General features: G+C 66.0%; 15 protein-coding genes. 10 read left to right on the top strand and 5 right to left on the bottom strand.

Annotation, left to right across the window (positions count from 1 at the left end):
* Positions 1 to 231: 231 nt before the first annotated feature.
* Positions 232 to 1,758, top strand: a complete 1,527-nt coding sequence (locus FIV42_RS20675) for a reverse transcriptase family protein (RefSeq protein WP_141199531.1) — start codon at positions 232 to 234, stop codon at positions 1,756 to 1,758.
* 86 nt (positions 1,759 to 1,844) lie between these two features.
* On the opposite strand, the gene FIV42_RS20680 is transcribed toward FIV42_RS20675, so the two are convergent.
* Entirely contained in the window at positions 1,845 to 2,822 is a 978-nt protein-coding gene (locus tag FIV42_RS20680) for a hypothetical protein (protein WP_141199532.1), read from the bottom strand.
* Positions 2,823 to 2,961: 139 nt separating this feature from the next.
* Between FIV42_RS20680 and FIV42_RS20685 the strand changes: the two genes are divergently transcribed.
* Positions 2,962 to 7,338 carry a hypothetical protein gene (locus FIV42_RS20685; RefSeq protein WP_141199533.1) on the top strand — a complete coding sequence of 1,459 codons (4,377 nt, stop codon included), beginning with the start codon at positions 2,962 to 2,964 and terminating at the stop codon, positions 7,336 to 7,338.
* Between the two features lie 91 nt (positions 7,339 to 7,429).
* Here the strand turns inward: FIV42_RS20685 and FIV42_RS20690 are convergent, their stop codons facing one another.
* The 3 genes from FIV42_RS20690 to FIV42_RS20700 all read right to left on the bottom strand — a co-directional run bounded on the left by FIV42_RS20690 (position 7,430) and on the right by FIV42_RS20700 (position 12,419).
* The gene (locus FIV42_RS20690) at positions 7,430 to 10,354 is read right to left on the bottom strand and encodes a MopE-related protein (RefSeq protein WP_141199534.1); all 2,925 of its coding nucleotides are present in this window, start codon (positions 10,352 to 10,354) and stop codon (positions 7,430 to 7,432) included.
* Positions 10,355 to 10,462: 108 nt separating this feature from the next.
* Positions 10,463 to 11,305, bottom strand: a complete 843-nt coding sequence (locus tag FIV42_RS20695; RefSeq protein WP_141199535.1) for a helix-turn-helix transcriptional regulator — start codon at positions 11,303 to 11,305, stop codon at positions 10,463 to 10,465.
* A gap of 64 nt (positions 11,306 to 11,369) precedes the next feature.
* A complete protein-coding gene (locus tag FIV42_RS20700) occupies positions 11,370 to 12,419 on the bottom strand; it encodes an alpha/beta hydrolase (protein ID WP_141199536.1) in 1,050 nt (349 codons plus the stop codon).
* A 126-nt stretch (positions 12,420 to 12,545) separates the two neighbouring features.
* On the opposite strand from FIV42_RS20700, the gene FIV42_RS20705 reads away from it, so the two are divergent.
* From FIV42_RS20705 to FIV42_RS20725, 5 genes are all read left to right on the top strand, one after another.
* Positions 12,546 to 13,385, top strand: a complete 840-nt coding sequence (locus FIV42_RS20705) for a lysophospholipid acyltransferase family protein (RefSeq protein ID WP_168210813.1) — start codon at positions 12,546 to 12,548, stop codon at positions 13,383 to 13,385.
* A gap of 181 nt (positions 13,386 to 13,566) precedes the next feature.
* Entirely contained in the window at positions 13,567 to 14,439 is an 873-nt protein-coding gene (locus FIV42_RS20710; RefSeq protein WP_168210814.1) for an MbnP family copper-binding protein, read from the top strand.
* 17 nt (positions 14,440 to 14,456) lie between these two features.
* Positions 14,457 to 15,641 carry a methanobactin export MATE transporter MbnM gene (locus FIV42_RS20715; protein WP_141199539.1) on the top strand — a complete coding sequence of 395 codons (1,185 nt, stop codon included), beginning with the start codon at positions 14,457 to 14,459 and terminating at the stop codon, positions 15,639 to 15,641.
* Positions 15,641 to 16,504: a hypothetical protein gene (locus FIV42_RS20720; RefSeq protein ID WP_141199540.1), complete on the top strand. Its 864-nt coding sequence runs from the start codon at positions 15,641 to 15,643 to the stop codon at positions 16,502 to 16,504. The genes FIV42_RS20715 and FIV42_RS20720 overlap by 1 nt, the downstream gene beginning before the upstream one ends.
* 1 nt (position 16,505) lies before the next feature.
* A complete protein-coding gene (locus FIV42_RS20725; protein ID WP_141199541.1) occupies positions 16,506 to 17,369 on the top strand; it encodes a hypothetical protein in 864 nt (287 codons plus the stop codon).
* Positions 17,370 to 17,534: 165 nt separating this feature from the next.
* On the opposite strand, the gene FIV42_RS20730 is transcribed toward FIV42_RS20725, so the two are convergent.
* Positions 17,535 to 18,473, bottom strand: a complete 939-nt coding sequence (locus FIV42_RS20730) for a hypothetical protein (RefSeq protein ID WP_141199542.1) — start codon at positions 18,471 to 18,473, stop codon at positions 17,535 to 17,537.
* A 334-nt stretch (positions 18,474 to 18,807) separates the two neighbouring features.
* Between FIV42_RS20730 and FIV42_RS20735 the strand changes: the two genes are divergently transcribed.
* The 3 genes from FIV42_RS20735 (at position 18,808) to FIV42_RS30605 (ending at position 21,633) form a co-directional block, all read left to right on the top strand.
* Positions 18,808 to 19,536: an RluA family pseudouridine synthase gene (locus FIV42_RS20735; RefSeq protein WP_141199543.1), complete on the top strand. Its 729-nt coding sequence runs from the start codon at positions 18,808 to 18,810 to the stop codon at positions 19,534 to 19,536.
* On the top strand, positions 19,533 to 20,144 hold the full coding sequence (locus FIV42_RS20740; protein WP_141199544.1) for a hypothetical protein: 612 nt from the start codon (positions 19,533 to 19,535) through the stop codon (positions 20,142 to 20,144). The genes FIV42_RS20735 and FIV42_RS20740 overlap by 4 nt, the downstream gene beginning before the upstream one ends.
* Before the next feature lie 478 nt (positions 20,145 to 20,622).
* Positions 20,623 to 21,633, top strand: coding sequence for a GNAT family N-acetyltransferase (locus FIV42_RS30605; RefSeq protein WP_187027609.1), 1,011 nt, complete (start codon positions 20,623 to 20,625; stop codon positions 21,631 to 21,633).
* Positions 21,634 to 21,694 lie beyond the last annotated feature (61 nt).

The raw sequence follows: 21,694 nt of genomic DNA on the forward strand, positions 1-21,694 counted from the left end.
CCTACAACGCGTCACTGACTCGCTCGTGACTGTGCGGCCTAACCCTCCCCGGGCGCCGCTCCAGTCCGGCTTCGGTGAAGCGAGCGGCGCCCGGGGAGGGTGGCCGCTTGAGTTGAGCGATCCAGTCAACAGACTGGCACGAAGGTCCCTCTCACTGCTGGAACCTTTTTGGGGAGCCGCTCCGTTTTCCCACACACCCCACACAATTTGGTCGCACCGCTCGGAGGCAGCATGACGAGGCCGTCGCGAGAAGAGCTGTACAGGCGTATCCGCGAGAGCTCGAAGGATTCGGTCATCCTCGACGAGATGTTGCGTCTGGGGTTTTGGGATTCGGAGGAGGGCGCCAACGATGTGCCCGAGGAGCTGATTCGCCGCGAGGCCGAGCTTCGCCAGGAACTGCGAAAGCTCACCGCCCAACAGCGCCGCTACGAGAACCGCGACGCCGCCTTGAAGGCGATGCGAAAGGAGCGGCTTCGCGAGTCGCGCGAGAAACGCGCGGCCAACAAGCAGCGGCGCAAAGAGGAGCGGCTCGCCCGCGCCATGGCGTGGGACGAGACCCAAAAGACCCATATCGTCTACCTGGGCGAAGACGTCTCCACGCACCTCGAGAAGCTCGACTACGACGCCGAGAAGCTCGCCAAGCACGCGCTGCCCGACTTCCCCGACCACGTCGCCCTCGCCGACGCGCTGGGCGTGTCGATGGCCGAGCTGCGCTTTCTGGCCTACCACCGCGAGGTGTCGACGGTGACCCACTACCGTCGCTTCCAGATGCCCAAAAAGCGCGGCGGCTTCCGCAATATCTCGGCGCCGATGCCGCGGCTCAAGCGCGCGCAGACCTGGATTCTGGAGAATATCCTCGACCACGTCCCGCTTCGCGACGAGGCCCACGGGTTTCGGCCGTCACGCTCGATCGTGTCGAACGCCCGGCCGCACGTCGGCCAGGACGTCGTCATCAACATGGACGTCAAAGACTTCTTCCCGACGGTCACGTTGTGGCGGGTCTTCGGGGTCTTCGAGTCGCTCGGCTACTCGCCGTCGGTCGCCACGATTCTGGCGCTGTTGTGCACCGAGCTTCCCGTCGAAGAGCTCGAGCTCGACGGCAAGACCTGGTACGTGGCCACCGGCGAGCGCTGCCTACCGCAAGGCGGGCCGACGAGCCCCGCGATCACCAATATCTTGTGCCGACGCATGGACGCTCGCCTGGCGGGCATCGCCGACAAGCACGGCTTCGTCTACACGCGCTACGCCGACGACCTGACGTTCTCGGCCTCCGGCGAAGCCGCCGAAGCGGTCACCAAGCTTCTGTGGCACGTCAAAACCGTCGTTCAGGAAGAGGGCTTCGAGCTGCACCCCGACAAGCAGCGCATCATGCGAAGCGGGCGCCGCCAAGAGGTGACCGGGCTGGTGGTCAACGACCGTTTGTCGGTGCCGCGCGACGACGTGCGCGCCTTCCGCGCGTTGCTCCACCGCGTCAAGACCGCCGGCCTCGAGCGCGCCCACTGGAAGGGCGAGAGCGACAACCTGCTCGACCGCATCCACGGGTTCGCCAGCTTCGTGCACATGGTCGACGCCGAGCGCTACGCCGAGCTGCGCGCGGAGGCCAAAGAGGTGCTCGACGCCCACGGGTACGCGCCGCAGCCGGTGCCGCCGAAGCCGAAGTCCGAGCGCCAAGATGCCTCGGCCGAGGGCGACGGCGCTGCGAAGCCCAAAAAGGGGCTGTGGGCGAAGATCAAAGGCTTCTTTGCCGGGGCGGACTGACTCGTCGTGGAACGGAGGACTGTCGTCTTTCGGTGCGAGTGCCCCCGCACCGAGTAGACGAGGGCAAGATGCTCTCGCACCGACAGTCAAAGCTCATCGAAACAAATCTCGACCCGATTGACCACGAGGCTGTTCGACGGAGGGCCGGCGCGTAGTCGCAAGAGCGTGCCGTTGTCGCCGGCGGGCAGCGCGGCGGTCGCGTCGGCGCGGTACCACTCGTAGGGCGCGCTGTTGTGAACGAAGCCCGAGGGTGTGGCGCCGGTGCCCGAGAAGGTCTGCCAGGTGAAGCTTCCCGGCGAGGTGGTGTTGAAGCTTCGGCCGTATAGCGCAATCGTGACCTTGTCGAGGGGCCCGAGCCCGTCGGTGCTCAGCTCGATGTCGATGAAGACCGTGCCGCTCAACTCGAGGCCGCCTTCCCCCAGAAACGTATCCGTGTAGACCGGCGAGTAGCTGAAGCTCGACGAGTACGCCCCGACTCTCCAGCGCGAAGTGTCGGGCAGCTCGTTGACCTCGTAGTCGACGTATGCCGTCGAGTTGGGGCCGTTGCCCTCCCAGCCAAATCGCACCGCGTGGGTGCCGGTCGCGCCCGAGATGCAGTCGCCCGTGGCGGAGGCGACGTCGGGCTGCGCGTCGACGCCCATGTCGGTTGTGTCGGTCGTGTCGGCTGTGTCGAGAGCGGTATCAGACACCGTGTCTGCGGTGTCGAGGTCGGTATCAGACCCCGTGTCGGCCGCGTCTGCCGTATCCGTGGGCGCATCCGAAGCAGTGTCGTTCGGCGCGTCTGTTGCAGTGTCAGATACGGTGTCCGACGTCGTGTCAGATACGGTGTCAGATGTGGTGTCAGCGGTCGTGTTGGCATCTCGAGCCACGTCCGCCGCGTCGTCTGCGTCGTCTGCGTCGTCTACGTTGGCAGTGTCGGCAAGGGCAATCGCATCGAGCGCCACATCCCCGCCGTCGAGATCCTGCTCGTCCTCGCAGGAGCATCCTTGCGTGGTCGCGAGGAGGACCAGCGCTGAAAAGAGGAGCAAGCGTTTCGATACCAGCGTCGTGTTCGATGTCTTCATGTCACCTATCATTCCAGACTCTCGGCGGGCGGTAAATGGTCCCGCCCACTCGTCCCTTACTGATCGGTAACTTGTTGGCTCATCGCCCCGAAAGCTAGTGTTTGGGCCCATTTGAGACGGTTAAGAAGGGTCAATCATCATGCTGAAAAGTTGGGCGCGGGTTTGCGCAATTCTGATTTCGATTTCTCTTTTGGCCGCGTGCGGCTCGGAGGAGCACGAGAAGACCATCGACCTACCCGACGGGCCGGTCGAGCCGGCCGCAGAGGGGGCCATCGAGCTCGCCTCGACCTACGGCTGCGCGGTCGACTCGGACTGTAAGGAGGGGCGATTCTGCTTCCAGGGTACCTGCGCCTACGAGTGTTCGGACGAAGTCGCGTGCAGCGGCGGGTCGACCTGCTCGCCGCGCGGTCAATGTGTCGAGGCGAGCGCCGAGGACGGCGGACAGGCGCTGCGGGCCCAACCGCTGGTCTCCGAGTTCTTCGAGGACGTGGAGCTCGCCGACGTGCCGCAAACGCAGTTTACGGTGACATCGGCCGGCGACGAGGTCTCACTGGAGCTGAAATTCGACACGGCGCTGCCCGAGAAGGGCCTGCCGTATCGTATCTCACGCAGTGACGGCATCGGCGACGCCGAGCGCGTCGAGCGCACCGAAGGGGGCGTCGACACGGTGAGCATTCCCCTCGAGCTCGGCTTGGCCGACCTGACGCTGGACGAGAGCACCACGGTCTACGTCGAGGTGTTCACCCCGGTCGGCTCCTTCGAGGTGAGTTTGGAGCCGGCGTTTTCGGCCAACGGCGCCTACGCCGGCACCGCGGTCTTGGAGACCTTCGGCCGCGTGGGCCTTCCCATCGAGTTCGAGGTGGTCACCCAGCCGACGGACGCCACCCTCGACCAGGCCGACAGCGCTTGGCTCGTCCTTCCCGTCTCGCGCGAGAAGCTCTTCTCGCCGGTCTACCCCGACGGCACGGTCGACCATGTGGCCGCCGAGTTCGTCTACGACGACTTCGTAGGCACCTGGGTGGCCACCTTCGACAACGCCTTCGACCTGAACACAGCCGGCATCTGGCAAGTACCGCGCGCCGAACAAGTCGGCCGCTCGATGCGCTTCGAAGTGGCGATGGAGGGCAAGAACAAGATCTTCGGCTCGTTCACCGACCGGTGGACCGGGCTCTACGAGGTCGACTCCGCTCAGGGCGTGACCACGCTCGAGACGGTCGTGACCACAGGCGACATCGTCATGGAGCGCGTGGGCGAGGCGCGCACGGCGACCGGGCTGAACGTGGGCCAGCAGGCGGCGCCCGACTCGCAGTTATTGCCCGCACCGGCCATCGACGCGTGCGCCGACGACATCTTCACCGTGGTCGCGCGTGATATCGACGGCGAGTCGTACGGCTGCGACGGCATCACCAGCGCGGCCGACTTCGAGGCGGCCGACGCCGACACCAAAGCGCTGTGCGCGGTCGCCGTCGGCGACGAGGCGCTCTCGGGGCAGACGACTGGCGGTCGCATCAACTCCTTCCTCAACGACTCCGGAAACACCGGCGGGCAGAGCTTCGACGATTTCCTCGAAGAGTGCGCCGCCGGCACCGACGGCACCTGCCGTCCCAGCGCCGAAGTGACCTGCGGGCGCCAACTGCTCGCCCGCGCCTATCACGACCAGCCCGAAGGCTCGATGCGCATGACCGCGCTCGTCGAGCAGTACCTCGACATCGCACGCGAGTCGTACCTCGGCCGTCAGTTGGGCGCTTTCGCCACCGACTTCAACATGCGTATGGAGTGGCTCGAGGCGACGAACTACCCCGCGGTGGTGACCTCGGCGGTTCAGGAGAAAAACGAAGAGCTGCTCGACGAGTGGAAGCAGAAGGTCTTGGACGTGCACGTGGGCGTGCTCACTGGCCAATTCGACCCGAGTGGCCTGGCCGTGATGGCGCGCGAGACGAACTCGACGACCGCCGGCGACGCCCGCCAGCGCCTGCTCATGGAGATGACCCAGAGCTGGCGCGGGGCGATGGAATCGCTGACGCTGGCGACCGCGCGCTGGAACACGTTGTTGCAGGCCGAGGCCGACCGCGACGAAAAGGCCGGCTACGTGACCGAGCAGATGTTCAAGCTCTACGTCACCGCCGGCTCCCTTCGCAGCCTGGCACGCTCGGCCGGCGCGGGCTATCTGGTGGCGAGCTTCGGCTCGGGTTTCTCGACGCTGATGACCGAGCTTCAGAGCCTCGAGCGCGGCTTCGACGAGCGGGTCTACGCCCGTGACGGTGAGGTCGTGGTCAACACCTCCATCAACCCCGAGAGCTCCAACGACAACCTGCTCACCGAGCGCGAGGACACCGCCCGTGCCGAAATCGCCGAGGCACACCAGGCCATCACCGACGTGCTCGCCGAGGCGCGCGCCGAAGCTCTCAGCCAGGAGGAGCTGCGAAACCGCATCAACAACCAGATTGGCGACCTGCGCGCCGATCTCGTCGAGTATTGCGGGCTCCCCGCGGGCTGCTCGGTCGATGATTGGGCGACCGGCGTGGCCGGCTGCGAGGTCGACACGGCTGCGGGCCGCTGCGGCTTCGAGATCGACAGGGCGACCGGTGAGATCGCCGCCTTCGACATGGGCGACCAGAACGTCTCGGAGGCGGGCGGTGCGCTGCTCGAGCTGGCCGAGTCGGCTCAGAACGTCAAGATTGCCCGCCAAGACCTGCAGGCGCTCATTCAGCGGCTCAGCCTCGACTACAGCGAGCTCGAGGCCTTCGCCGTCGACATCGAGACGTGGAACCAGACACGGCTCGACGGCCTGCGCGAGCTCGAGGCGAATATCGCCCAGCGCCAGCAGATTCGAAACGACGCCGTCGAAGAGATTTTGGCCAATATCGCCGAGCGGGCCTCCATTCGCGAGGCGTCCATCGTGGATATGGGCGCGACGTTCTCTCAGTGGCAGTCGATGCGCGCCGGCAATATCGAGACGACGCTCGGGTTGATGACCCAGGCTGCCCAGGAGCGCAAGGCCGCCCGAGAACTCGGCCTGGCCGCCGACACGGTGATGGGAGCCTTCGAGGTCCTCGCCGAAGCCGTCCCCGACGAGCTGGGTGACGACGACGTGGTCATGGCGACCGCTGCTGCAGGCTTCTTGGCGGCCGGTGTGGCCGGCTCGACGCTCCTGAATATCCTGGCGCTCAACCGCGAGGCGAATGCCGAGCGGCTCGACCTGGCCGCCGAGGCGAACTCGATGATGCGCGAGGCCCAGATGGAATCCTTGGCCGAGGAGTACGAGCTCGCAAACGCCGTCGAGGATCACGAGCTGGCGACGCTTCGCGACGAGGTCGTGGCCCGCGACCAGCTCACCGACAAGCAGGTCGAGCAGCTCGAGCAGACCATCGAGCTCGCCCGCGCCTACCGCCAGGCTGAACTCACCTACAAGCGCGACCTGGCCGACTTTCGCGCCAAGCGCACCGAGCTTCGCCAGGAGCTGACCAAGATGACCGGCCTCGAGCTTCGCGTTCAGCAGGCGGTCACCCAATTCCAGCAGGGCCTGTCGGAGTATCGTCAGTGGGTCCAAAAGGCCCAGCTCACCCAGGCCAAGCTCGACGACCTGCTTCGCCAGCGCGACAATATCAACCAGATCATCGGCTCGCCGGCGGCCATCTTCGCCCGCGCCAACGATTTGGAGCGTGGCGAGCGCAAGCTCGAGCAGGCCAAAGACGCGCTCATGGATTGGCTTGTCACGCTCGAGTACTACGCGGTGCGTCCGTTCATGGACCAGCGCCTGCAGATCCTGCTTGCGCGCAACACCTACCAGCTCGAGAAGATCGCCGACGAATTGCTGCGCCTGCAGCGCGACTGCGGCGGGCCGATCAACGAGCTGACCACCACGCTGTCGGTGCGCGAGGACCTGCTCGGCATTCGACGCCCCGTCAAAGATCGGGTCACCGGCGAGCGCCTCGGCCCCGAGGAGCGCTTCCGCCGCGTGCTCCAGCGCGGCTACGTGCCGGTCGGAAAGCGCGTGCGCTACAGCACCGACGAGACCATCGGCGGGTTGATGGCCACCGACCCCGACATCCTGGCGGCGACCTTCTTCGTAGAGGTCAACGACTTCGCCAACCTCGAGTTGACGTGCAACGCCAAGATCAAGTCGATCAACGTCAAGCTCGACGGCGACATCGGCGAGGGCCGCCCGACGGTCACGCTGTTGTATGACGGCACGGCCACGCTCTTGTCGTGTCAGCCGAATATCGAGGAGTACGTCTCGCAATTCGGCCCGGGCGCGACGAGCTTCGGCAAGGTCACCCAGCTTCGCACCAGCGGCCGCAGCATGTCGCCGGCCGCGGGCATCAACGAGTTCATCGGCGCCGACGGCCAGGCCAGTGAGACCTTCGGCGGGCTGCCGTTGGTCAACCAGTACACAGTGCTCATCAACAAGAGCGCCGGCGAGAACCCCAACATCGACTGGAACGAGCTCGAGGATATCGAGCTCGAGCTGACCTACAGCTACCAGGACGTGTTCCCGGAAGGGCAGTGCGAGTGACCTGAGTGCACGAGACGCAAAACGCCCCGGTTCGACGATGTGTCGAGCCGGGGCTTTTTGTTGCAGGCAGCACATCTCGCGCTGGTGAATGCTACTGAATCAGGCTCAAGTCGAGGTTGCTGCAACGCAGCCGAAGGTTTGTCAGCGCGTGCATCGGCGTGTTGTTGGTGCCGAGCACGAAGCTCGCGGCGTATCCCGTCGCCACCGTGCCCACGGGGCATTCGCTCAGGCGGTCGGTCATGCCCGAGGCGTCCCAGCCGAAGATGTCGCTCGTGCCTGCGCTCAGCCCGACAGTCGCCGGGCTCGTGCCGGTATCGTTGGGAAGATGCAGGTCGATCACCGATGCGTTCAGCGTCAACTCCCGGATATGGTCGACGCTGTCTGCCTCGACGGCCAGCGAGGTGATCACCTCGGCCGGCTTGGTGCCCAATTGCAGCGTCTCGGTGGTGGTGGGGCTATCGTTGCGGTAGAGGCCGGCCCATAGGAGCCAACGTCCTGCGCTGAGCACCGTTTCATCGTCGATGCCGTCCCCGTCGCTGTCGCGCAAGTCGAGGCTCTCGCACTTGCCGCGCATGGCCGCAATCTTGAAGTACAAGGTGTCGACCTTGACCTCGATATCGGTCAGCACTTCGCCGTCGTTGCATTCGAATGAGGCCGACGAGGTCGGGAACGAAGGGACCCAGGTCGAGTTGGTCGAGGTCGTGCCCGGAGACAAGGCGCTCGGGCAGCCCTCGTTGGCGGTGCCGTCGCAGTTGCTGTCGATGGGGCTACCGTCGCTATATGCGTCGCAGATTTCGAGCGCGCCCGGATAGGCGGTGTCGTACTCGTCTTGGCAGTCCGTGCCCGGTTGCGTAGGGCCGTATTCGCCGACGCGCACCCCGGTCAAGTCGTCGCCGTAGCCGTCATCGTCGGCGTCTTTCATGCACGCCGTCGAGTTCTGCTCCAACTCGGCCGCCCCCGGGTAGATCTTGTGGTGGACGTCGAAGCAATCGTCGGCGTTGGTCACGTAGCCGGAAGGCTGGCTGCATGCTTCCACGGGTTGGTGAGTCGACCCGAAGCCGTCTCCGTCGAAGTCTTGGTAATAGGTCGTGGTGACGCCCTCGTCGACCTCACCGTCGCAGTTGTTGTCCTTTTGGTCACAGGCTTCGCTCAAGTTGGGCGCCTTCTCATCGTCGCCGTCGTCGCAGTCGGTGTTGTCGAGCACGTAGCCGGAAGGTTGGCTGCATTCGTCCCGGTAATTGGTCGGGTCGCCGAAGCCATCGGTGTCGGCGTCGAGGAAGTAGCGCGTGGTCACGCCGTCGTCGACGAGGCCGTTGCAGTCGTTGTCCTTCGTGTCGCACGTCTCCGTGTTGGTTGAATAACGCTGGTCGTCGCCGTCGTCGCAGTCGTCGGCGTTGGCGACGTAATCCGTCGGCTGCGTGCAGGCTTGCTGGCTCGTCGCCGCGTCGCCTTCGCCGTCGCCGTCGGTGTCGGCATACCAGGTCTGTGCGTCGATCGCCGTGGGTTCGTCTACGGTACCGTCGCAGTCGTTGTCCACGCCGTCGCACACCTCTTCAGCGGCCTGACCTGCGTCGCCGGCGCCGTACGCAGCGGCGTTGTCGTCGTCGCAGTCGTCGGCGTTGGCGACGTAGCCCGTCGGCGGGTTCTGGTTGGGGTCGCACAAAAACAGCGGCGAGTTCAGGTCGCCACGGCCGTCGCCGTCAGTGTCGGCGTACAGGAGGTTGTCGGGGTTGGTGATGGTGACCTCGCAGCCGTTGCTCACGTCGCCGTCACAGTCGGCGTGGGTCGGCTCGCCGTTTGCGTCGGTGTCGCACAGTGGGGTGCACGCCGGGGCGCTATTGCCGTTGGAGGTGACCGTCGAGCAGGTCTTGGTGCCGTTGGGCACCGCGCCCGAGCAGGTGTCGAAGCAGGCCGTGCAGTGCTCGGCGCCAAAGGCGTCGGCGCCGACCTGCTCGATCGCGTCGGACAGGCCGTTGCAGTTGTAGTCGAACTCGCCGCAGAACTGCGGGAAGGCATGGTTCGGGTCATTGGGCGCGTAGTAGGCGTCGGGGTTGACGTCGTCGCAGTCGTGCGGCGTGGTCGTGCCGTCGTCGGCGCAGCGTCCGTCGCCGAAGCCGTCGGCGTCATGGTCGCGGCAATTCGAGCAGGTCCCTTCGACGGGACGGCAGTAGCTGTTTTGGGCGTCGTCGCTCACGTCGCACACGAAGCCGCCGGGGCAGTCGACGTTGTCAGAGCAGCTCGGCAAGCAGGTGCCCGCCTCGCCGTCGGCGGCCGCGCCGGTCTGGAAATTCCAGCAGATGGCGCCCTCGTCGCCGCAGTCCTGGGTGCTCTGGCAGCTCGCGCACAGGCTGTCGTCGACGTCCTCGTCGAGGCCGAAGGGGGGGCGGCAAAGTGCACCGAAGGCCGCGCCGAGCTCTTGTTCGGCCGGGTCGAGCTGGTCGTCGAACGGGAACGCCGGCGCGCTCGCCGGGTAGGGTGGCGCGTCGACGAAGACGAGCTGGCAGGTGTGCGGCTCGGCGTCGGGCGTGGTGCCGTTCATCGACAGGTCGTCACAGGCGGCGACGTCGTCGGTGCACACATACGTGCAGATACCTTCGCCGGGGCTCACCGAGTCGAAGATCTCGGAGACCTGTACGCTGCTTCGGCCGTCCTGAGCCTGGCGGTTCAGCGAGACTTCTTTGGTGCAGTTGCCCAGCCCGACCGGGCAATCGGAGTCGGTATTGCAACTGCGATAGTCCGACAGGCTGCGCGCGGTGGCGCCGCCCGACCCGGCGTCGGCGTCCGATTCGGCGTCGGCGTCTTCGCCCGTGTCTTCGACGTCGCCCGCGTCATGCCGGTCGGCGTCATCGGGACCGCCGTCCTCAGGACCGATATCGGACGCGTCGAAATCGGTATCCGAGACGGCGTCCCTGCCGGCGTCGAGCGGTGATCGATTCGTGCCCGCGTCCGAGCAACCGGCCGCGGCGGCAGCGAGAAAACATAGATATACTAAGGTCCAACGAGACGAACGGAACATGACGTGCAGCCCTTCGATTGAGGTCTAATTCAACCGAAAAAGGCTAGCCCAGCGCGGGCTCGTGGGACAATTTACGGATCAGTAGGGGGGAGGCGCTTGGGGGCGACTTCAGGGCTCGGGGACTTCGATGCCGTAGTCGCCCATCCACTTGGCCATCAACTCGGCGCGGCTGTTGACGTTGAGGCTTCGAAAGACCGCGACCACGTACTGGTGCGCCGAGCCTTGGGTGAGGTTCATCAGCTCGGCGATTTCGGCTTCGGAGTAGCCGTCGAGCAGGTACAACAGTGTCTCGCGCTGGCGCGGGGTCAGAGACTGTTGGTGCTTGTAGAGCCCGAAGCTCATCGCCAGGCGCGCCCAGAAGGGCCCCAGCCCTTTGTTGAGGGCGTGGACCGTGTTGCGGTCGATAGGCGCGAAGGACGTGGGGCCGCGCCGGTCGAAGCCCAGGTGGACTTCGACGGAGTCGTCGAGCGCAAAGACGCTGATCATGCGGTCTCGAACGTCCATCTGCTCCATGAGCCAGCCTGTGCTGCAGCTCTCCCACGGCTCGTCGCCTAGCACGTCTTGGCGGATAAAGGTGCGGTGCTCGCCGGCCGCTGCGATATTGTGCTGAATCCAGGTGTCGTGGGGCATGCGCTCGCGGCGGAACTCCTCGATCGCTGCGGCGTGGGCCGGGTCGTAAGAGTCGGGGGCGTAGAACACCTCGGCAGGCACCCAGCCTTCGATATAGCCCAGGCGCTCGGCGCGTCGGTCGAGCTCGGAGTGATGGGCGAGCACCAGAAACGCGGTGTCGAAGTCGAGCACGTCGGAGACGCGTTGCCAGAACTCCTCGATCACCTCATCGGGCTTCGAGATCGGCTTGGCAGCCAAGCTCGCCCACACAAAGGCGATCTTGCGCCAAGTCTCGGGAGAGACAGCCGACTTCGAGTTGGCAGAAACTGCGTCGTCACTCATGTGCCACAGGCGTCATGTGGGATGGAACGGGCGCATTGTAGCCAATTGTGGCGCAGTTTCCAGTTCAACCCGTAGCTCGAAGAAAACGACGCCTCGCGCGGTCGGCGAGGGCTTCGTCGAGGAAGTCGAACAGGTCGCGCCAGTACTGCCGCGCATTTTCTCGCCACATGAGCGCGTGAAAGGTGTGCAACTCGCCGTCGTAGTAGCGGTCGTCGCAGAAGCCGCCGAGTCGGGCGACGGTGCGCGCCAGCCGGCGCGTGTCGTCGAGCAGCGGGTCTCGCGTGCCCACCGCCGCGAACACGGGCGGCAAGGGCCGGTCGGTCTTGTCGGCGCGCTCGAGCACCCGCAACGGATCGGCCATAGGGGGCGTCGAGGCGGGTTCGAGGTCGGCGTTGGGCAAGTAGGCGTCAGCCGCCTCGAGCAGGCGGTCGCGCACGAATTTGGAGACCCGCTTGTTCTTGCGACGCTCGATGCGCAACGGGTCGGACACCTGCAGGATACCGCAGGTGGGCACCGACGCAGCCGGCACGACGCCGCGCTCGAAGACGTGGCGCGCCCACGGCTCGGTACGCTCGACGGTGGCCGCCACGGTCAACGCCGTGACCAGGTTCGCCCCCGCCGACTCACCGGCGACGATGGCTCGGGAGGCGTCGGCGCCGTACTCGTCGGCCCGGTCGAGCATCCACAGATACGCCGCGCAGGTATCTTCGGCCGCCGCGGGATAGCGGTGCTCAGGGGCGAGTCGATAGTTGATGTTGAAGACCACGTAGCCCTGGCGAGCCAGCGTCTTGGCCATCATCCAGTGGGTGTCCTTCGACAGGATGCGAAAGCCGCCGCCGTGCACGTAGAGCACGGCCGGGTAGGTGCGGTCGTCGTCGGGGCGGTAGACGTCGAGGCGGTGATGCTCGGCGCCCGAGTCGGCGTAGGCGATGTCGCGATGGACCACCACGTCGTGGTCGCCGTAGCCCTCCGGCGGCTCGAGCATGCCGGCGCTCTCCATGCCCTGGAACGCGCTGCGCACGGCGAAGCCGCTCAATGCGCGCTCGAACGCCTCCGGCACCAAAAGGTTCTGGCCCGGTCGCTTGGTGGATTGTCCTGCAGTGAGGTTCAACATCGTCTGTCCTGCCGTCTACGTTTCGCGGCCATCGGCTCGAAATAGCGGCCATTGACGATTCGTTCATGGCCTTGCGAAACTAAGATGCAAGTGACCCCCACTTCGAAACATAAACAGGAGTTTTCGTTGGCCGATAGCCACGTAAACCGAGCAGGCACGTCGTACCCGGCGACAATCTGCGCCGATGATTCGATCCCGAAGGCGGCGATCAAGGCGCTCGACTACGTGCTCGAGTATTTCGACGTCACCGTCGAGGGCGCCGAGCGCATCCCCGAGGGCGGCTCACTGCTCGTCGGCAATCACTCGCACTTCGGCATCGACAGCCTGGCGTTCTTCCCGGCGCTCTACGGCGCCACCGGGCGCATCCCGCGCGGCATGGCGCTGCGCTCGCTGTTCGGCGTGCCCGGTCTCAAATGGCTGATGCACCAGCTCGGCGCCGTCGAGGGCACGCGCAGCACGTGCATCGACTTGTTGGACAGCGACGAGATGGTCGTGACCTACCCGGGCGGGGCGAAGGACTCCATCAAGGGCAAGGACGACCGCTACACCCTCAAGTGGGGCGAGCGCCAGGGCTTTGCCGATGTGGCCATCCGCGCCCAGAAGCCGATCGTGCCCTTCGCGGCCATCGGCCCCGACGAGGTCTTTCCCGTGCTCAACAACCGCGGCCTCGTCTCGGCGCCCTTTTTGGGCGACAAGTCTTACAAGGTCCCCATCCTCATCCCGATCGCTCGTCGCGTGCCGTTCTATTTCCATATCGGCGAGCCCATCTCACCGCCCGACATCAGCGACGTCGACGATCCTTGGGAGCTCGTTGCGATTCGCCGCGACTTCGCCGAGAGCGCCCGCGAGGCACTCGAAGAGCTCATCGGAGAGGGCCTCGAGGCGCGACGCGAGCGTCGACGGCAGAACGAACGCCGCGGCCGCCGCGGTCTGATCCGCGACGCGATTGCGGCGCTATTGCCGTAAGAAGCACCGAACGCTGTTGCCGTAAGTAGCACCGAACGCTGTTGCCGTAAGTAGCACCGAACAGGGTGCGACAATTTGCCACATTTTCATCCGTGCGCTGCCCGGTACCATACGACGCATTACCCCTCGCGGGTCCCAAATAGCGTTGTAATGGACCAATCGCACTGACGGATGAACCATGATGAGCACACCTAGCAGTCTCCTTTCGCCTCGCCTCCTCCTCTCCGCGCTGACCGGCCTGACCTTGATGGCCACGGCCTGCGGCGATGACGCCTCCGACAATGACGACGCCGCCCCGCAGGACGTGACCCTGCGCTTCCAGGGGATGGTCGGCGACGAGTCGTTCGCCTGCGGGCAAACCTACGCCGGCATGGGCACGACCGACACCGACGTCGAGTTCCACGACTTCAAGGTGTACGTCTCCGAGGTCGCGCTGGTGACCGCCGACGGGGCCAAGGTGCCCGTCGAGCTGGCCCAGGACGGCATGTGGCAGCACGAGAACGTCGCCTTGCTCGACTTCGAGGACAAGACCGGCGGCTGCGCGAACGGCACCGCCGAACTCAACGACACAGTCGTCGGCCAGGTGCCCGACGGCGACTATACCGGCGTCGAGTTCGTCGTCGGCGTCCCCTTCGAGCTCAACCACGACGACGTGGCCACCGCGCCCGCCCCGCTGAACTTGAGCTCGATGTACTGGTCGTGGGCGGCGGGCTACAAATTCCTGCGCGTCGACGGCCAGACAGGCGACACCGCCGGCTTCCAGCTCCACCTCGGCAGCACTGCCTGTGAGGGTGAGCAGGGCAACGTTTCTGGCTGCTCGAACCCCAACCGCATCCAGGTCAGCCTCGACGACTTCGATCCCGCCCAGGACGTCATCGCCATCGACGCCGGCCAACTGCTCGCCGATCTCGACTTGAGCACCAAAGAGAGCGGCGAGGCCGCCGTGTGCATGTCCTTCCCGGACCACACCGATTGCGAGCAGGTCTTCGACAAGTACGGCCTGAGCTTCGGCTCGGTGGAGGCCGGTGTGCAGACGTTCGTGACGAAGAAATAGACCCCACTGGCCACGCTATGCACAAACTCACCACACCACTGGCCATCATCGCCGCGACGCTCCTTGCTGCTTGCGGCGCGGACGACCCGTCCCCCACGGCCGAGTCGACCTACGCCTGGAACGTGCCCGAGGGATTCCCCCTCCCACGGGTGCCCGAGGACAATCCGATGTCCGAGGCGAAGGTCGAGCTCGGCCGCCACCTCTTCTACGACACGCGCCTGTCGGTCAACGAGACGACCTCGTGCGCGACGTGTCACAAGCAAGAGCTCGCTTTCACCGACGGCAAGACGACCGCCGAGGGGGCCACCGGCGACATCCACCCGCGAAACTCGATGGCGCTGGTCAACGTGGCCTACGCCTCGACGCTCAACTGGGCGAACCCGGTGACGACCACCCTCGAGCAGCAGGCGATGGTCCCACTGTTCAACGAGGACCCGGTCGAGCTCGGCTGGGTGGGCCACGTCGACGAGATCTTGGGCCGCCTGCGCGCCGACGAGCGCTACCCGGCGATGTTCGAGGCCGCGTTTCCGGACGCCGACGACGAGTTGGTCAGCCTCGACCACGTCGTCAAGGCGATCTCGGCGTTCGAGCGCACGCTGATCTCGGGCAATTCGCCCTTCGACCAGTACATGTACGGCGGTGACGACGACGCCCTGTCCGCCTCGGCCAAGCGCGGCATGGAGCTCTTCTTCAGCGAGCGCCTCGAGTGCTTCCACTGCCACGGCGGGTTCAACTTCTCCGACTCCAACGACCACGAGAACACCGTGTTTCGCGAGGTCGCCTTCCACAACAACGGCCTCTACAATATCGACGACACCGGCAATTACCCGGAGGGCAACCAGGGGCTATACGACTCGACCGGCCGCCCCGAGGATCGCGGCCGCTTCCGCGCGCCCACCCTGCGCAATATCGCGCTGACCGCCCCGTATATGCACGACGGGAGCATCGCCACGCTCGAAGAGATCGTCGATCACTACGCCGCCGGCGGCCGATTCGTCACCGACGGGCCCTATTTCGGCGACGGGCGCGACCACCCCAACAAGAGCCAGTTCGTCAGCGGTTTTCTGATCACCGACGAGGAGAAGGCCGACCTGGTCGCCTTCTTGGAGAGCCTGACCGACGAGACGTTCATCAACGACCCGCGGTTTGGCGACCCGTTCGCGCAAGCTGGCCCAAGCCAAGAGCAAAACGAGGAGCAGTGATGCGACGCGTTGTACGGGTTTTCTTGGCGACCGTCGTGCTGGCGGGAGTGTCGGCGGTCGCCCTGGGCGCCTGCTCGTGGCGCATCGACTGGCCAGAGCACAGGCTCGACGTGTTCATCACCCACGAGTCTGAAACCGAACGAGCCGGGCAGGGCGAACAGGTCGAGCAGGGCGCCTCGGCCGACGCGGTCATCGTCAACGACCTGGGCTTCGAGGTGCGCGTCGACGCCGCCTACCTGGTTACCGACACGGTCACGCTGCTCGCCTGCGACGAGGTCGACGACCCGCGCGACTTGCCGGGGTTTAGCCTGCGCACGCTCACCCGAGCGCTGCTCCCTTCGGCGCACGCCCACGGCCCGACCACGCCCACCCGGCTGGGCACACCCCACGTCGAGGCGCTCGTTGGAGCGTCCAGCCGATCGTCGCATCCGTGGCGCATCGGGGAGTTCCTGCCGCCCCCGGGCGACTATTGCGCCGTGCGCCTCGACGTGCGCGCCGCCGACGACGACGCCATCGGGCTTCCCGCCGACGTCGACATGGTCGGGCGCACCCTCTACGTGCGCGGGACCTATCTTGCGCCGGACGAGGATGCGCCAAACGAAAATGCCCCAAAGCCCTTCGAACTCGCCACCGGCGCAGCCTTCGACATCGAGCTCGACAAGGTCGCCTCGACGACCGGCGCCGCCGCGCCGTGGAGCTTTCCGCGATCGGGCGCGAAGACGGGGCGAGTGATCCTGAACAAGAATATGGCGGCCTGGTTCGAGGGCGTCGATTTCACCGACGCCGACCCCGAGCAGACCGCCCGCGCCGTGCTGCTCAACGCACGCGAGTCCATCGAGCTCGACGTCGAGCTGGGGAGTTGAGATGACCCGACCGAACACGCCCAAGACGCTCGCGCTGCTCGTCGCCGCGCTCACCTTGCTCACCGTGCTCACGGTGCCCCGCGCAGCCCACGCCCACCACGTCGTCTCCGAGTCGGGCATCGCCTTCGTCGAGCCGATGTCGGTCGCCGAGGTCGAGCTTCGCGCCGCGTCCTTCGACTTCGGCCGCTACTTTCGCGGCGACTATCAGATATTGACCGCCGCCCTCGAATGGGCCGCGACCGACCGCTTCTCGGCCACCGCTCGCGTGCCCGTGGCCTACATCCAATACGACGACGGCCGCCAGGTCATCGGCCTGTCCGACGTCGAGCTGAGCGCCAAGTTTTCGCTCTACGAGTCCGACCACGGCGGCTTGCTCGTGTCGGCGGGCGCGGGGACTGCGTTGCCCACGGGCGTCGAGGAGGACGGCCTGGGCGCCGGCCACGTCGAGTTCTCCCCGTTCGTGGCCGTCTCCACCCAGCCGGCCGACTGGCTCGTCTTCTACGCGCTGGGCGCGGGGCGCTTTTCTGTGTTCGACGGCGACGACGCCGCCGACGACGAAGAGATGGTCGACCCGACCACCGGCGAGCAGCTCGGCCCCCACGGCTCGGTGCTGTCGCCGCACAGCCCCCAGGAGGCGTTCACTCGCCTGGGCGGCGCGCTCGTCTGGGGGCCCGCGTACGCCTCGGTGGGCGTCGACCACGTCTTCGTGCTCGACGGCGCGATGGACGACACCACGGTGCTGCGCAACGAACTCGGCTGGGCCAGGGCAGGGGAGTATCGGCTGGCCGCCGGCGTCGACCTTCCGGTCGCCGGAGCCGATCGCTACGGCTGGCAAGGGCGGGTGAGCGTGGCGTGGATGTTTTAAGTAACTACACGAAGATTCTGTCGGTCATCTCGGCGGCTCTCGACGCCAATCACTGCGTCGCCATCCCTCGACGATGCCGCTGGCATCGCCTGCGGGCTGTCTCCTTGTGCTTGCCGCCGATTGCTCGCCGAGCTTTCCCGCACAATCTCCGTGCAGTTACTTAGATTATCGCACGATGTTGACCACGATCGTCTCGACCATCGCATCGCACTCCCACCGGCCCTCGCGCGTGGCCTCGGCGACCATCCCCGGCGACCAATTCGCGCAGCGCAGCGCGAACATCTCCGGGTACAAGCTCACCGGCAACTCCCCCGACAGGTTAACCTGCAGGTAGCGCGGCGGCTGCTTGTTGAGCTCTTCGGCCTGCTCGGCCGCCTTGTTCAGCGCGGCGTGGGCGCGGTCGAAGTCGTAGCTCGCCGCGAGTTTGTTTAGGAGGGCCTTTGTTTGTTCGCCGGAAGATGGGTCGGACGCGCCTCGCGCCTCGGAGACCCACCGGCGACGCTCGGTCGCCCGCGCCCCGCAGGTGTTGTCGTCGACGCAGGCGCCCAGCTTGGCGACGTTCATGAACGCCGCCAGCCGCATCGTCTCCCAGGTGGGCGACAGGGTGAGCATGGGGGCGGCGGTGAGCTTCTCTTGCGCCATGAGCTTGCCCATGTCGGGCACCGACACCACCACCGGCGGCGCGTCGCCGACGATCAGCGCGTACTCACCCACCGACATCGCGCTGGGGGCGGTGTAGATCACCGACGTGAACAGATCTGCGCCCACCGCCGGGTCGACGACCACGGCCAGCGACGCGTCTTCGGGGGCGCCTTTGGCCGCCTTACTCACCGCTCGGGACACCGGCACGACGTAGAGCCCCTCGATATCGCGCCGCTCGACGCCCTCGTCGAACACGACCCGGTCGTGCGTCGCGACCTCCTTGCCGTCCACCAGCACGGCGTCGGCCGTGATCTGGACGACGACGTCGTAGTCGTCGGCGCTCCAGGCCTGCGTCGAGGCGTCGGCTGGCTGCGCAGGCTCGGCGTGCTTCGGCGCGCCGGCGCAGCTTGCAACGAGGGTCAGAGCCGAGATGAGCGCGATGGCGAGTCGGTGCGTGTTCACGGGTCTCCGGAGGCTGTCGGTCGTGTTGGGAGCGAGCGCACGAATAACCTACGTCGCCCGGATGCAGAAGCAAACGACCGACACGCTACGCCAGTCTCCTCTCCCGGTGGAATCCCACGACACGTTGCGGTAGTTTTTCACCCAGCTTGTAGACGCACCAGCCAAAGACGTTCGTAATAATGACTCACTCAAATCGCGCCGCACTGAGCGACGAGGACAAGGCGCGAGGCCGACGCGATGCAGCGCATCGTGGAGAACGAGCAACGCAGTCATCGTCGTTCAGGACAAGCGAGAAGTGAGTCATTATTGTGAACGGCGATTTAGGAGCCTCGCCATGACCCATTCGCAACGAGATCTGACCCACGGCGTGCGCGTGCTGTTCGAGGACGACGCCCTGATGGTCGTCTCGAAGCCCAGCGGCATGCTCGTCCACCGAGGCTGGGGCGACGCGGAGGTCGTCCTGGTCGACGTGATGCGCGAGGTGGTCGCCAGCGACAAGGTCCACACCATCCACCGCCTCGACCGGGCCACAAGCGGGGCGGTCATCTTCGCGCAGACGCCCACCGACGCCCGCACGCTCAACGACATGTTCGACGCAGGCGAGGTCACCAAGCGCTACCTGACGCTGGTGCGCGGGATTACGCCCGAGTCGGGCCACATCGACCACCCCATCCCCAATAAGGCGCGCGGCAAAGAGCGCGTGCCCGCCCAGTCGAGCTTTCGGCGCGTGGCCGCACTTCGCGACACCGAGCCGCGCGCCCTGTCGCTCGTCGAGGTGCGCCCGCACACCGGGCGCGTCCACCAGATTCGCCGTCACATGCGCCACATCAATCACCACCTCATCGGCGACACGACCTACGGCAAAGGCAAGCTCAACCGCGCCATTCGCGACCGCTACGGCCTCGATCGCATGGCGCTGCACGCCCTGTCGCTCGACTTCCCCCACCCACGCACCGGCGAGCCGCTGCGCGTGGTCGACCCGCTGGCCGACGACTTCGTCGAGGCGTTGAGACGAATGGGCCTCGAGGTCGGCGCATGGGCGCACGGGGAGATGGAGCGATGACTCGCCGAGCTGTGTTTGCCATATTGTTGGCCGCGCTCTTCGTCCAATCGGCGTGCCTGCCCGTGCCCGTATTGATCCCGCCCACCAAGCTCGACGGCGGCGTCTCGCTGGGGGGCCCCGCCGACCCCGAGCCGGTGACCTTCCCGCTGCGCGCCGGCGTCCACGTCATGCACCTCCTCGACGCCGAGCAGGCGCGCCGCTTCGACGCCGCCCCCGGTTGGAGCTTCTTTCCCAACGTCGAAGGCGGCTTCGTCCACGGCCCCTACGTCGAGGGCGGGCTTCTGTGGGCCCAGGAAGGGGGCGTGCGCTGGGGCTCGAACCTCAAGCAGCACTACCTGCTGGGAGCGCCCAGCGTGGATCGACAGTTCATGACGTCCCTGCAGGGCACCGTCGAGTGGGCCAGCTGGGCCAACGGCGAGGACGCGAGCGACAGCGACTGCTCGGGCGAAGGCTGCGCGATTTTGCTCGCGCTCGGCGAGGCCGGCGTGGGCGCGTTCGTCGAGGCGAGCGTGGCGTACGGCGCGGGCGCGCCGCAGTTCTGGGTGAGCACCGGCGTGCTCGTGCGAACGCCGCTGGTGTTCGGGGTGTTGTTGGCGCCGTTATTTTGAGGGGGAGGTGTCGAGCGTGGTTTGCGAGACGGAAGGGGCCCGGTCGCATGGCAAGGGCTGACGTAGGGCGACACTCTAATGGCCGTTTCGCGAGGTCGCCGTCCAACCTCGCCGCTAATAGCGGGCGTGGGAGACCTGCAAGGCTCGCAATTCGAACGGAGGAGCCACCTTCCACCCGCTTGTAGCTTCTCGACTCAAAGGGGGAGGTGTCGAGCGTGGTTTGCGAGACGGAAGGGGCCCGGTCGCATGGCAAGGGCTGACGTAGGGCGACACTCTAATGGCCGTTTCGCGAGGTCGCCGTCCAACCTCGCCGCTAATAGCGGGCGTGGGAGACCTGCAAGGCTCGCAATTCGAACGGAGGAGCCACCTTCCACCCGCTTGTAGCTTCTCGACTCGAAAACGTGCGACCGGTAGCGCATCTATGGCCGGCTGTCACCGCTGGGAAACTCTACCGGATCGAAGCACGTCTGGAGCTGAAATGAGCCCGATGCATATTGTCTACGGATTAGTCTTCGACGAGCACGACGAGCGCGTGCTGATGGTACAAAACGACCGTGGCCGCGGCTGGAGTCTTCCCGGTGGCGGCCAAGAACGCGGCGAATCGCTCGCCGAGACGGCGCGTCGTGAGGTGTTCGAGGAGACGGGGTACGACACCGAGCCCTATAAGCTCGTGGCTATCAGCGAGCGTCTGGGGGCGTGCGACGCCACGTTCTTCGTCTTCGCGTGCCGGCTGTTGGAGCCCGAGCCTGTCGGCAGGCCCGACGACGCCGAGATTCACGAGGTTGCGTGGATGGAGGTCGATCGGGCCGATGAACTGATGCCGTGGTATCCGGTCTCGGTCGCCGAGATGCGTCGGCGCTTCGAGGCGAGCTACTTTGTGGACCGTGAAGCCGTATCGTCGGACGAGCGGGAGGACGGGGAGCACTTCTCAGTGTCCATCGCGCCGATGAGCCTGACGCACGGAGCCATCACGCTGCACCTCATCACCGAGCAGAGTGTGGCTGAACTCGAGGAGTACCTGCGCGACAACCGCGATAGCCAGACGTTCATCGACGCCGTTCGTGCGCACTATCTGCCACGTTACGACGCCGAAGGCCGGCGCACTAAGTGGGGCTTCTACGCTGTGAACGACGGCGAGGTCGTCGGATGCAGCCTGCTGGGGATCGGCAGTTGGCCCGTCCGTCGAGGCTACACTGGGGCGTTCACGCTGCCCGAGATGCGTGGCCGGGGCATTGCACCCGGCAGCAAGCCGCATCTGTTCTACCTTGGCTTCGAACTCCTCGGCCTGCACCGCATCGAAACCGGCTGCAACGCTTCGAACCTCGCCTCGAAGCGGTCCATCGAGAAGACGCCTGGATTTCGGTTCGAGGGGACACTTCGGGGCTACGCCAGGGGGGACGACGGCGAGTTCGAGGACGAGCACCGCTACGCGATCGTGCGGGAGGACTGGAAGGCTTTGTACGAGCCTGCCGAGATTGTCGAGGACTGACGGGTTCGACGTGAAGTGCAAACACGGAAGTTGTGTACTTTAAGAGTCGCACTCCGGCTAT

It is taken from the genome of Persicimonas caeni (assembly GCF_006517175.1).
Classification (GTDB): Bacteria; Myxococcota_A; Bradymonadia; order Bradymonadales; family Bradymonadaceae; genus Persicimonas; species Persicimonas caeni.